The organism is Paenibacillus sp. 37 (assembly GCF_008386395.1).
Classification (GTDB): domain Bacteria; phylum Bacillota; class Bacilli; order Paenibacillales; family Paenibacillaceae; genus Paenibacillus; species Paenibacillus amylolyticus_B.
This window is the reverse complement of sequence record NZ_CP043761.1, coordinates 905,313-917,526: the sequence shown is the minus strand read 5'-3', so window position 1 is coordinate 917,526 and position 12,214 is coordinate 905,313. Positions and strand designations below refer to the sequence as shown.

Genomic DNA, 12,214 nt, shown 5'->3' with positions numbered 1-12,214 from the left:
GTCCAAGCAACGTTAAGCTATGGCAGGATACGTCGCTCATCGTTTATGTTCAGTTTAGTGTTGTTAACCAAACCGAGATGAGGAAGGATGCGAGAGCATGAGCAACAATCAAGTGTTAGGCTTTGCCCCTGCCTTGGGCTGGAATTCGTGGAATACCTTTACGTGGGATATTAACGAACAATTAATTCGGGATGTCGCTGATGTGTTTGTATCGGAAGGTTATCTGGCCGCTGGTTACGAGTATATTGTCATTGATGATTGCTGGAGCCTGAAGGAACGTGATGCGAGCGGCAATCTGGTGGCGGACCCGGAGAAATTCCCGAGTGGAATGAAAGCGCTCTCTGATTATATCCATAACAAAGGACTAAAGTTCGGCATGTATTCATGCGTGGGTACGCATACATGTGCCGGGTATCCAGGCAGCTTTGAGCATGAATTCCAGGATGCTGCCCTTTTTGCCGAATGGGGCGTTGATTATTTGAAGTATGACTACTGCTTCAAGCCGCGCCATATCTCAGGAGAGCTGCTGTACAAACGGATGAGCCTTGCGCTCAAAAACTGCGGACGCGATATCCTGTTCTCCGCCTGCAATTGGGGAGCTGATGACGTATACGATTGGATACGGGAATCGGGCGCTCATATGTACCGCTCCACCGGTGATATCCGTGACAATTGGGATTCAGTGAAGGAACTTGCCCTGTCCCAACTCGGGAAACAAAGCTACACTGGCTCTTTCTGCCATAACGACATGGATATGCTAATCGTTGGTATGTACGGTGGAAGCAACAATGATTATATTGGTAGCATCGGCGGATGCAACGACATCGAATATAAAACCCACTTCTCACTCTGGTCCATGATGGGTTCCCCATTAATGATCGGATGTGACATGCGCAAAGCTAACCAGATTACAAAGGATATTCTCCTTAATCCTGACCTGATCGCTATCAATCAGGATGTAGAAGCACGCGGAGCTTACCGCATTAAACCAGAACCGCAATGGTTTCACACAGACGATGTATTTATGCTGGTGAAAGTACTCACGGATGGTGATCTAGCTATTGGTTTCTTCAACCTGAGCGACAGCCAGCGGGAATTGTCTTTGCAATTTTGGGATATGGGTCTGCCTTACGCTGCCGGTTATGCCCTGTCCCTGTATGACTGCTGGGAACATAAAGAGCTTGGCGTATTCCGTGAACGCTTCGCTCCCGTTGTCGCAGCACATGATTGTTTAATTGTGCGTGCGAAACTGGTGAAATAGATGACTCAACATCGCCTGTGCACATCCTGTCAGGTTCCGCTCTCTTCAGACGATGTGGGCATCTACCTCAAATTGATCTCGCGCTCTGCCCAGCAATTTCTGTGCATCGATTGTATAGGAGTGAAGTTGAACTGTGGACGCGAGCCTATTGAGAAGCTGATCCATTATTTCCGAGAGTCCGGGAACTGCGCCCTGTTCCGTTAACGTTATGCCTTGGTCCCGTGCAACATCATGTACGATGTTGGCGTGTGTGAAGTTGCTTTCTTAAATACTTTGGAAAAATATAACGGATCATTGTATCCGACAGAATAGGCTACCGATTGAATCGGCAGGCCCGACGTTTTCAGCAGCTCACAGGCGCGATCGATTCGACAGGATGTAATATACTCCAAAACAGACTTGCCGGTTGCTGCCTTAAACAGACGAAACAAATAACTGCGCTCCAGATTAACTGCCTTTACGATCTCCGTGACGGTCAGTGTCGGCTTCCAGTAGTTTTGCTCGATGTACTTTCTCGCCAGCCAGACATAATCCTTGGCATCCACCTGCGGCTCCTTCGGATAATGCTCCATATAGTAGGAGAGCAGCAGACGCAAACGTGCATCAGCCCGCAGTAATTCATAGGATGATGCACCCGCGTTCCAGGCAAGGTGGAAAAAAGGCTGTAGTGTCTCCGGCGAGACCGACACCACGGGTTGTACCTCTGAGAACTGCGTCAGCCCCAGCAACCGCCCGGCATCCTCACCGCTAAACTCCACCCAGACATACTCCCATGGATCTTGCGGGTCTGGATAATAATAAATCTCCTTTTGCGGAAATATGATAAAGCTTTCCCCCGTAACTAACCGAAAAACGCGGCCGCCCGTCTCCAGCGTCCCTTGGCCGCGGATAATATAGTGCAACGCATAAACGTCTCGCACGCCTGGCCCCCATTGGTGAGGGTTGGCTGGCTTGTGACCACCGCTGATAAAATACAAATTACTGGCTCTATTGCTCTCATGCCAAATCGGATTCAACCTTGATTCCCCCTTTCTAATGCCACGTTGGTCAGATGTACGGTAACGCTTACACGCTAAATCCAGAGAGGAGAATGTTGTATGCTTAGAATGGTTACGGTAGAACATGGACAAGTGCAAGGACTGCCCGCGGCGGACCCGCGGATTACCAGCTTCAAGGGAATTCCTTTTGCCGCACCTCCTGTAGGTGAGAACCGCTGGCGCGCTCCGCAGCCGCAGTCGAGCTGGGAAGGTGTACTGCAAGCTTTTGATTTTGCCCCCATCTCCATGCAAGCCCCAACAGTCATCGATGACAACAATATTTATACCCGCGAATGGGCCGTTGATCCCGACCTGCCCATGGATGAGGATTGTCTGTATCTGAATGTCTGGACACCAGCCAAACGCACGGACGAGAAGCTGCCTGTTTTTGTCTGGTACTTTGGCGGGGGCCTCCAAGTGGGCCATACGGCCGAAATGGAATTTGACGGTGAGCGAATCGCTCGTAGAGGCATTGTCGTCGTGACGATTAATTATCGGCTGAATGCCTTCGGCTTCCTGTGTCATCCTGAGATTAGTGCCGAATCCCCCCATGCACCCGCCAACTTCGGTCATCTCGATCAGCAAGCGGGCACACAGTGGGTCAAACGCAACATTGCCGCCTTTGGCGGTAATCCAGACCAGATCACGATCGGTGGACAGTCGGCAGGCGGGGGAAGTGTACTCAGCCAGATGACCTCTCCGCAAAATAAGGGCTTGTTCCAGCGAGCCGTCATCATGAGCGGTATGGCTACGGAGTTGTACCCGAAAGTCCGTGTGCCTTCTGTCCGTTCCACACTGCGGGATGCAGAGCAAGCCGGGGTTGCATTTTTCGACTTCCTGGGCGTATCTTCCCTGACTGAGGCGAGACAACTGGATGCTGAATTTCTCCGTGACAAAGCACTCGAATATAAAAGCTTCTGGGGAACCGTCATCGACGAACAATTCTGCGCAGGCGATTCGTTTACTCGTTTTGTTCAGCAGGAGCGCGAGGCGATACCCGTAATGCTGGGGCATACGTCTTCAGAATTCTGGACCCGTCCCGCCGCAGCCAATCTGGAAGAACTGAAACAGATGGCTGTGGAGCTGTTTGGCGAGGATGCTCCTACCTTTTTGCAGCTATGTGAGACTAATTCCGGCCAATTCGAGCATGCCCTGCAACAGGCATCGGTCCGCATGATCCAACATGCCATTCTGCTCGCCATTCGCGCGAACAGTGGTCATCCGTCTGAAACGCCTCTCTACTATTATAACTTCGACGCCGAGATTCCGGGCTGGGATCAGCCAGGCACTTTTCACTCCGTCGATCTGTGGTTCTTCTTCGAAACACTCGCCAAATGCTGGCGGCCTTTCACAGGCAAGCATTATGATCTGGCTCGCCAGATGTGTAATTATTTATCCAACTTTATTGCTACAGGTGATCCAAACGGCTCGGACTCCACCGGAAAGCTGATGCCTCATTGGACTCCTTGTACTACGGAACAGCCGTATCTCATGGAATTTGGCGATCAGGCTCAATTACAGAAGGCTGAGCCCGGACCGATGCTCGCGTTTTTAATTGAACAATATTTCAAGAAACAGAATGAACCTGTTGTTTAAAACATGAGTCTTGCCCTCTCACGATATATGTAAGAGCCATGCTGTCGCATGGCTCTTTTTGTATAGTGTGAATGGTAGAGCGATGTTCATTCGCCCATGCCCATTAGCAAGCTTCTCCACTACAGCAGTCTAAGGTAACAACAAAATCAGACAGCCAGAGAAATCCCACGGAAGACAATCAGTATCATTTCAAGAGATCCGTTATATATGAGTCTGTGTTGGTTTATTGAGGATGACAGGTAGCTTAATCTGTAGTGAAAAGATATCCTTTTCCTGCGAAACCGTCAACGTCCCGTTGTGCTGCTGAATCATTTTCTGACAACTAACGAGCCCGATTTCGTTGCTATCATTCTTTTTGCCAACACGTTTAATCTTATTCTCTACCTCAAGAATGACCCATTGTTGCTTCAAAGAAATCTGGATATGAACAGGATGCACTGGATCGGCGTATTTTCGAATATTTGAAAATATGTTATCCATTACGCGACGCATGGCGACCAGATTGATTTCCAACAAAAACTCCTCATGATGTGCATCTGTCTGAACCTGCACATCTATATCGTCCAAAACCACTAATTGCTCATCTATGAGTTGATCGATAAGTGCTCTGCCTTCATACATTTCAAACTCTACTTCCTCTTCTTCAGCGGCCGAGGATACCGTAAAATATTCGAATAGTTTGTCCGACAGCACTTTGATCTGATAGGCCTTCTCCCGGCTATTATGAATATACTGCAACAGATCCTCATGTGTCTTATATTTGTTGAGCTCTATGATATCCATATATCCTAATAGAATCGTGAGTGGCGTTCGCAAATCATGGGAAATCGCCGTGATCAATTCACGGTTGGCCATCCTGACCCTCTCCTCGCTGTCCAGCCGCTCCACAAATGATTTCCTCATCTCATCAATACTTTGGGCCAGAGATGACAGTTCATCCTTTCCCGATATCGTAATCGAATAATCCAAATTTCCACCTTCGAGTATTTTGATCTCTTGTTCAAGCACGCCAATATAAGATGTTTTCTTATTAATCATCAGTAGAAAGGAAACGAGGAACACAATGGCCGCTATGAAAACACCAATAATCAGAATGAGGTTGTAGTATTGATACTCATAAAAGCTAACCAAGTATATCTGGGCATCCTGATCCGCAAAGTGGATGGTGGTAATGGGTATTTTCGATGGCACGAATTGAGTTAACAACTCTTCATTAATGGCCGGATCAATCCCCGTATTGGAGGAAAATATCAATTTGTCTTTTGCAAAAATATACAGATTTAAGTAGCGCTCATGACTTATCCAAGCAGACAATTCCTCATGATCACGGGTTGACACGTTCTGGTTATCCACAAATGCTTCGAATCGATCAAGCGCATCTTGCTGCCTGTTCTCTACAAAAGTGGATTTGCTTAAATAACTATCCAATAGAGTCTCGCCAACAACTTGTAAAATAACGAGTGCACTTATGGAAATGACCAAAGAAATGACAACCGCCAGAACCAGTTTAATCTTCAGCTTTTTTCCTATGAATAATCTATTCAATTTTGTACCCCTTCCCCCAAACGGTCTTCACATATTTAGGGTTCTGCGGGTCATCCTCCAGTTTGCCTCTCAAGTTACGAATATGAACCATCACTGTGTTATTACACGTATAAAAGTAGGGTTGCCCCCAAACACTCTCATAGATGTTTTCTGCCGAAAACACCTTACGTCGTTTCTTGGCCAGTAGGAGCAAGATCTGGTATTCAATTTCAGTTAGAGCAATCTCCTTCTCCCCAACAAACACGGCTTTTGAATCCTGATGGACGGTAAGATCCTTAACGATAATTTGGTCCTTTTCTTCGGTCTTCTCCTTGCCCCGATATATATAATATCTCCGCAGTAAAGCCTTCACCCGCGAAACGAGTTCTGTATAGGAAAAGGGTTTGGACAAAAAGTCATCACTGCCTGAGGAAAAGGCCAATTGTTTGTCAGAGTCCTGCGTTTTCGCTGTGAGAAACAGGATCGGTGCGCTTGTTTTTTCACGAATCTCCAGACACGCCTTCAGCCCCGATTTATTGGGCATCATCATATCCAAAATAATGAGATCCGTCTCTTCGTTCACTTTATCAATCGCATCTTGACCATCTATCGCTTCAATCACTTCATAATTCTCGCTCTCTAACAAAATCCTTACAATTTCACGAATTTCACTGTTATCATCAGCAATTAGAATTTTCTTGCTCATCTGATCCCTCCGTCTAATTTCAGTATAATATGCGCTATTAGCGACTACCAGCAAATACAATCGACTTAAGAATTCTTCAGAAGTTATGTAGGTATCTCTTAATAATTTCGTCTTATACTGTAAATATGTAGAAGTTATTACACAAAGGGGTCGTCAGGAATGCCACAAACTTCGAAAAAAGTAATGATTAACATATTGTTGGGTCTGTTCATCATGTTGTCCATTGGTCTACTGGTGTATTATTCTCCTGCCATTATTAAAATCATGTCTTCCATGGACAATTTCAGAGCGTATATTCATTCAACAGGCCATTGGGGTCCGGTCATGTTTATTTTATTCCAGATTCTTCAGATCGTGGTTGCACCTATTCCAGGAGAAGTGGTACAGATTGCAGGCGGTTATATCTATGGGGTTACAATTGGGTCCTTGTATACTACAATAGGCTTGATTATAGGCTCAGCGATCGCCTTTTATTTCACTCGTTACATCGGTCGCGCCTATATTTCACGACTAATGCAAAAGAAAAATAATAAGTGGATGTCTTTAATTCATGATGAGAAGAAGTTCTCCGCTTTTTTATTTATATTTTTCGTAATTCCCGGCTTGCCCAAAGACATGCTTGTATTTGTCGCCGCACTTACATCGATTAGTTCGTTTAGGTTCTTCACGATCCTTATCGTTGGTCGTCTGCCGTGGATCATCGCATCTACCGTTATAGGGTCCACAATTCATATGCAACAATACACAATCGCCATTATTATTTCTGTTATCGCTGTAATCGGGTTTGTACTCGGTTATATCTATAGGGAGAAATTGGTGGGATTGTTCTCCCGGTCAGACAGTACCAAAGCCAAACCCAAGGCTATACCCAGTTATAGTACGAATAGGGAGTCTCGTAAAATAAAAAGAGATACAACATGAACATAGCCAATCTATTGATATGAAAACCGGAGGTATATCTTATGCAAACACTTGAAACCAATCGATTAATCCTGCGAAATTTCACCGTAACGGACGCAGCCGGACTATTGGAATACACGGCAAATCCCAGAGTGAATTGTTTTATGGATCAACGAATTTTAACATTGGAAGACGCGGAGACAGAGGTCGCAAAAAGAAGCAGTGACGATTCCCACATCGCGGTCTGCCTGAAAGACAGTAACGAGCTGATCGGTGAGCTGTTTGGTATGAGGGAAGATCGGGATTCCGATACGGATAAGGATTCGAATTCAGATACGTATAGTATTGGTTGGAATTTTAATGGCAGATATGAAGGGAAAGGGTACGCCAGTGAGAGCGCCAATGCTTTCATCGAAAATCTCTTTATGGAACAGGGAATAAGAAGACTGTACGCCTATGTCGAGGATGATAACTTCCGTTCTCAGAAACTGTGTGAGAAGCTGGGCATGCGCCGGGAAGGTCTTTTTATGGAGTTCATTTCATTTGTCAATAATGAGGACGGCACACCGAAATACGAGAATACGTATCAATATGCTTTGTTGAAAAAGGAATGGCTGGCTCAGCGTGAATCGCAGTAATAAAGAAAGACATGCCTATGCGTCATCATTAGTTTAAAAAAGTTATAGACATGAGAACCTAACCATGTGTACGTTCCACAACAAATACGGCGGCTTCTCCCTGGATAGATTCCAGAGGAAAAGTCGCCGTTTCATTATCGTGCATAACACTATTGATCAAACATTGTGTTTATAAGGTCACAATACCATTCAGCTTAAATCCTAGATCGTGCTGCCCCAATATTGCTTTGCAATCTTCTGCCCTTGATCAATCTTCGCCCATTGTTGAGCTTCGCTTAATTCATTACCGCCATCACAAGATGCAAAGCCGCATTGGTGAGACAGCAGCAGCCGATCCTTATCGATGATTTTGGAAGCTTCGTCCAGCAAACGGACAACACGTGCTTCATCATCGAGTGTACTCGTTTTGGATGACAACAGACCCAGTACAATTTCCGTTTCAGGTCTGTCCTTGAACACTTCCAGAGCTTCAATTGAACCCGCACGATCATCATCCCATTCCAGGAAGAAACGATCATACTTCAATTGCTTCAGGAACAGATTCGCAATTTTGGCATACGATCCACCACCCATGTTGCGGGAATCATAATTGCCACGACAGTTATGTGTCCACATTTTCAAGCCAAGGCTATGACCAAAGTCAATCACGGTATTATTAATATCAATGAATTCGGTAGCGAGACCCTTTACTTCATCTTGATTAATATTTTCCCCTGTAAACGGAGAGTTCGGGTTGTCGTCTGCAAACAGTTCCCATAAGCAATCATCGAATTGCAGAATTTTACCGCCCACTGCAGCGAATTCCTCCACGAATTCCTTATACGCGATCACAAGACCCTCTTTGAGTTCCTGTATGTTCTGATATACAGCATCCGTTCCACCAATGTTATCCGACCAGGAAAGCTCACCGAAAATATGGGAAGGAGACGGTACACAAAGTTTCGTTTGTTGCTCGCCAGCTGTGTCTTGCAGTTGTTGGAACAGTTGAATGAAATGATGGTTCTTTCCACTCAATTTATCAGTAATGCGTAGTCCAATATCTTTGCGTGTTTCATATTTCGAAGTTCCGTCCACATCTCTGAAAAAATAGCCGTGATCCGCGATGTAACGCTTCACGCCGCCAAATCCCCATACAAAGTCCAGATGCCACATCGATTTGGAAAATTCTCCATCGGTAACAACGGACAAGTTATGTTCGATTTCCTTAGCGACAACTTGTTTGATAGCCTCCGTCTCGCACTTTTCATATCCTTCGTAGTTTTCATAGAACGGATATTGGATATCATCATTATGTTCAATTTGCGTTTTATATTTCAGCAGCTCATCCGGCCGCAATAAACTTCCTACGATCTGGAACTTATCAGTCATGTAAAAACCCCCCTCGTTGTATACAATGATCATATCACGCTGAGAGCAGTTAGAAGGGATACTTAAAAACCATAACTGGTTATAGTTAAAAGCTATATCCACTTATTAGACAGATTTCAGTGAAACCGTCACCGACACAATGTACCTCTATCCGTGAACGTTATTCAATTTCACACCGTACGACGACGCAGTTCATAAAAATATTGTACCGCTGGATGTTTTAATTTGACCTGCTCCGACATGTTCAGAATTCGCTTTTTGCCAACTCGTCTGTCCATTAAAGCCAGAATATTAAACAAGATATCCTTGCTCTCCAGATTATCCTCTATAGAAGTCGATAGATATGTCGTGGCTGCAACGGTAAAATTCGATTTACTAAGTGCGGTCTGAGCCAACAACAGCTCTTTGGCATGTACCGAGATTTTTCTACTTCTTGCCATGACTTGAAGACGCTCCTCGGGAATGGGTCCTTTGGAATCTTTTCTGATAGCTTCAATCTCTTCATCGCTCACAGGAATCATGATCTCCGGATCGCTCTTGATCTCCTGCTCTGTCTGATACCATCGGATTGGGGTTGTAGTATCACTCATGTTGAGTACATTTTTTTTATCTACAGTAATATAACAATTGCCTGATTTATCAGGTGAATAGCGATAGCTGGTAGCACGGTACTCCACCCTTCCAACTAACGCGGGACTAAGAAAACTCTCCAGTTGTTGCTTCAATTTGCTCCAGGACATAAATCCTCCTATTATCAAAAGCCTACCGCATGAATTGCGGCGATCATTTCAAATATTTTTTTCAATCCGTCTCCAGTATCAACATTCACCTAAATTATAACATAGCAAAACAAATTGACGATGGAAGAAACCCAGTTATTGGTTTTAAATTCCTCTGTGTGATAAAATTGCAGAAAATTATCTACTTACTCTTAAATCGTCATAGCTTACCATTGGAACATACGTTGTTATTCACAAAGGAGAGGAAGAATGTAATGGCTAAGAAGAAAGCAACCTTACCTGCTCATATGGAAAAACTCGTTAAAGATAATGATATTTCTGCTGTAAAAGAAGTTTTCGAGCAATGTGAATGGGATGCCCGTGGGGGCTACAGCAAAGGTACGACCCTCAGCTTTCGTCAAATATCGGATGAAGTGGTCCGCTGGCTGGTAGAGCAAGGGGCAGATATTAATGCACGCGACAAATATCAACGCACGCCTCTACATGCTCATGCCTCACACTGGTCAGGAAATGTAGCCCTGTTTCTTGAATTAGGTGCGGATCTGGACGCTGTGGATTACCAAAATGAAACACCGTTACATGCAGCGGTCAATGGGTATAGAACCACAGTGGTTCAAGAGTTGGTAAACCAAGGTGCTGCTATTAACGTTGAAAATAATAAGGGAAATACGCCATTAGCTAAGGGATTAGTCAATTGCCAGAATAGTGATATTGTCGATTTGGCGGAGATTGCCGCCATTCTGCTGAATGCTGGTGCATCGGTCACGCCAGATATGAAAGAATCGGTGAAGCGGATTGGTAAGGATTTTGAATTCGTTCGTGAGAAGTTCAATCAGGACAAGGTCGATGAAGTTTCAGACGCGCTAATCAAACTTTACCGGCTATTTGATGTCGAGCCGGTAGCAAATCGGATCATGCACGATGGGACCACCCCCATTCAGGTAACGGCAACCACCTGGCCCAAGCAACATCAAGAGCTGTGGGAATATCTCATTCCCGCCCAGGGCCATGCTCAAACGGTGCAGGGAGAGGTTATCCGCATCACAGGGCGTGTATCCCATGAAGTATTGGATAATGGCGGAGGAAACTGGGATGCAGAGTATCGCAAGATGCTGGATGCACTGATTCGTCACCTGGGCATTGGTGCGCCACTCGCCCCGGCACTACTCCAAGAGGCAGCAAACCTGGTCAGCAGGCTTCATGATGGATACGATTTTGATGCGCCTGCCAGATTATCCGAGTTGGCTGTGTTATGGGTATTAGCGAATCCTCAGCCAGTCGCAATAGAGAAGCCAGAGTATACGCGTTAAACAGCAAAGCAAAAAAAAGAAGCGGAAAAGTTACCGCTTCTTTTTTTCTATTAAATCTACCTGAATCATACTTCGTATCCATGATTACGGCTTACTCTACTCCACCTGTTCATTACTTTCAAACTCATTGAGCAATTCGCGTACTTTAGAAGTGGTTTTGGCGTTCATCAAGCTGTTTCTCAGCTCACTAGCACCGCGGAAGCCACGAACATAGATTTTGAAAAACCGGGCTAGCGGGCTGAACGAACGCGGTTCAAGCTCGGAATATTGATCATGGAGATCCAGATGCAGCCGTAGCAGATCAAGCAATTCCGTGCTGCTGTGTTCCTTCGGCTCCTTCTCAAAAGCAAATGGATTCTGGAAGATACCGCGTCCTATCATAATGCCATCCACACCATATTGCTCAGCTAGTCGGAGGCCCGTCTCACGGTCAGGAATATCCCCATTAATCGTTAGAAGAGTATTGGGTGCTATCTCATCACGAAGTTTTTTAATCTCCGGAATCAGTTCCCAGTGAGCGTCTACTTTGCTCATTTCTTCTCTCGTCCGCAAGTGAATAGATAGATTCACAATGTCCTGTTGCAAAATATGGGTCAACCAGTCGCGCCATTCATAGACCTCAGTAAATCCAAGACGCGTTTTCACACTGACCGGCAGCCCCCCGGCTTTCGCCGCCTGAATAATCTCCGCCGCAAGGGCTGGCCGGCAGATCAATCCGCTTCCTTTTCCATTCTCGGCTACATTCGCTACCGGACAACCCATATTGATATCGATGCCTTTAAATCCTTCTTTCGCCATACCGATACTCATCTCACGAAAGAATTCCGGTTTATCTCCCCAGATATGAGCCACAATCGGCTGTTCGTCCGCTGTAAAAGTCAGACGCCCGCGCACACTATGGTGCCCCTCCGGGTGACAATAACTCTCTGTATTCGCAAACTCCGTAAAAAACACATCCGGTCTTCCCGCTTCACCTACGACATGCCGAAACACAACATCCGTCACATCTTCCATGGGTGCCAGTATAAAAAATGGTCGTGGCAATTCACGCCAAAAATTTTCCTTTGTCATCTCAAAAGCTCCTCTATACATTCCAGGACAGTCTTTGTCCTCATTAATAGTTAACATAGTAAA

Annotated in this window: 12 protein-coding genes; 6 read left to right on the top strand and 6 right to left on the bottom strand. The window is 45.4% G+C overall.

Annotated elements, in window-relative coordinates; translation table 11 throughout:
- The first annotated feature begins 97 nt into the window (after positions 1-97).
- Both F0220_RS04200 and F0220_RS04195 read left to right on the top strand, forming a co-directional pair.
- A complete protein-coding gene (locus F0220_RS04200; protein WP_105602106.1) occupies positions 98-1,261 on the top strand; it encodes a glycoside hydrolase family 27 protein in 1,164 nt (387 codons plus the stop codon).
- On the top strand, positions 1,262-1,465 hold the full coding sequence (locus F0220_RS04195; RefSeq protein ID WP_105602104.1) for a hypothetical protein: 204 nt from the start codon (positions 1,262-1,264) through the stop codon (positions 1,463-1,465).
- A gap of 2 nt (positions 1,466-1,467) precedes the next feature.
- Here F0220_RS04195 and F0220_RS04190 read toward each other — a convergent pair whose 3' ends face one another.
- Entirely contained in the window at positions 1,468-2,277 is an 810-nt protein-coding gene (locus F0220_RS04190) for a helix-turn-helix transcriptional regulator (protein WP_105602103.1), read from the bottom strand.
- An 81-nt stretch (positions 2,278-2,358) separates the two neighbouring features.
- Between F0220_RS04190 and F0220_RS04185 the strand changes: the two genes are divergently transcribed.
- Complete coding sequence (locus F0220_RS04185) at positions 2,359-3,894, top strand: carboxylesterase/lipase family protein (protein ID WP_105602101.1); 1,536 nt, start codon at positions 2,359-2,361, stop codon at positions 3,892-3,894.
- 201 nt (positions 3,895-4,095) lie between these two features.
- Here F0220_RS04185 and F0220_RS04180 read toward each other — a convergent pair whose 3' ends face one another.
- The gene (locus F0220_RS04180; protein WP_091019739.1) at positions 4,096-5,439 is read right to left on the bottom strand and encodes a HAMP domain-containing sensor histidine kinase; all 1,344 of its coding nucleotides are present in this window, start codon (positions 5,437-5,439) and stop codon (positions 4,096-4,098) included.
- On the bottom strand, positions 5,432-6,124 hold the full coding sequence (locus F0220_RS04175; RefSeq protein WP_091019742.1) for a response regulator transcription factor: 693 nt from the start codon (positions 6,122-6,124) through the stop codon (positions 5,432-5,434). The genes F0220_RS04180 and F0220_RS04175 overlap by 8 nt, the downstream gene beginning before the upstream one ends.
- A 159-nt stretch (positions 6,125-6,283) precedes the next feature.
- Between F0220_RS04175 and F0220_RS04170 the strand changes: the two genes are divergently transcribed.
- Positions 6,284-7,045, top strand: a complete 762-nt coding sequence (locus F0220_RS04170) for a TVP38/TMEM64 family protein (RefSeq protein WP_105602099.1) — start codon at positions 6,284-6,286, stop codon at positions 7,043-7,045.
- Positions 7,046-7,086: 41 nt separating this feature from the next.
- Complete coding sequence (locus F0220_RS04165; RefSeq protein ID WP_105602098.1) at positions 7,087-7,662, top strand: GNAT family N-acetyltransferase; 576 nt, start codon at positions 7,087-7,089, stop codon at positions 7,660-7,662.
- A gap of 201 nt (positions 7,663-7,863) precedes the next feature.
- On the opposite strand, the gene F0220_RS04160 is transcribed toward F0220_RS04165, so the two are convergent.
- Positions 7,864-9,030 (bottom strand): cobalamin-independent methionine synthase II family protein, encoded by a 1,167-nt coding sequence (locus tag F0220_RS04160; RefSeq protein ID WP_091019746.1) that lies wholly within the window; start codon positions 9,028-9,030, stop codon positions 7,864-7,866.
- Positions 9,031-9,200: 170 nt separating this feature from the next.
- Positions 9,201-9,770 (bottom strand): SF0329 family protein, encoded by a 570-nt coding sequence (locus F0220_RS04155; protein ID WP_105602096.1) that lies wholly within the window; start codon positions 9,768-9,770, stop codon positions 9,201-9,203.
- Between the two features lie 287 nt (positions 9,771-10,057).
- Here F0220_RS04155 and F0220_RS04150 point away from each other — a divergent pair, with 287 nt between their 5' ends.
- The gene (locus tag F0220_RS04150) at positions 10,058-11,080 is read left to right on the top strand and encodes an ankyrin repeat domain-containing protein (protein WP_223199844.1); all 1,023 of its coding nucleotides are present in this window, start codon (positions 10,058-10,060) and stop codon (positions 11,078-11,080) included.
- Between the two features lie 96 nt (positions 11,081-11,176).
- On the opposite strand, the gene F0220_RS04145 is transcribed toward F0220_RS04150, so the two are convergent.
- A complete protein-coding gene (locus F0220_RS04145; protein WP_105602093.1) occupies positions 11,177-12,151 on the bottom strand; it encodes a tRNA dihydrouridine synthase in 975 nt (324 codons plus the stop codon).
- Positions 12,152-12,214 lie beyond the last annotated feature (63 nt).

What these genes read in the sequence shown, in the direction of transcription:
- F0220_RS04200 (WP_105602106.1), top strand. Translation starts at nt 98, where the DNA reads ATGAGCAACAATCAAGTGTTAGGCTTTGCCCCTGCCTTGGGCTGGAAT.
- F0220_RS04195 (WP_105602104.1), top strand. Translation starts at nt 1,262, where the DNA reads ATGACTCAACATCGCCTGTGCACATCCTGTCAGGTTCCGCTCTCTTCA.
- F0220_RS04185 (WP_105602101.1), top strand. Translation starts at nt 2,359, where the DNA reads ATGCTTAGAATGGTTACGGTAGAACATGGACAAGTGCAAGGACTGCCC.
- F0220_RS04175 (WP_091019742.1), bottom strand. Translation starts at nt 6,124, where the DNA reads ATGAGCAAGAAAATTCTAATTGCTGATGATAACAGTGAAATTCGTGAA.
- F0220_RS04170 (WP_105602099.1), top strand. Translation starts at nt 6,284, where the DNA reads ATGCCACAAACTTCGAAAAAAGTAATGATTAACATATTGTTGGGTCTG.
- F0220_RS04165 (WP_105602098.1), top strand. Translation starts at nt 7,087, where the DNA reads ATGCAAACACTTGAAACCAATCGATTAATCCTGCGAAATTTCACCGTA.
- F0220_RS04160 (WP_091019746.1), bottom strand. Translation starts at nt 9,030, where the DNA reads ATGACTGATAAGTTCCAGATCGTAGGAAGTTTATTGCGGCCGGATGAG.
- F0220_RS04155 (WP_105602096.1), bottom strand. Translation starts at nt 9,770, where the DNA reads ATGTCCTGGAGCAAATTGAAGCAACAACTGGAGAGTTTTCTTAGTCCC.
- F0220_RS04150 (WP_223199844.1), top strand. Translation starts at nt 10,058, where the DNA reads ATGGAAAAACTCGTTAAAGATAATGATATTTCTGCTGTAAAAGAAGTT.
- F0220_RS04145 (WP_105602093.1), bottom strand. Translation starts at nt 12,151, where the DNA reads ATGACAAAGGAAAATTTTTGGCGTGAATTGCCACGACCATTTTTTATA.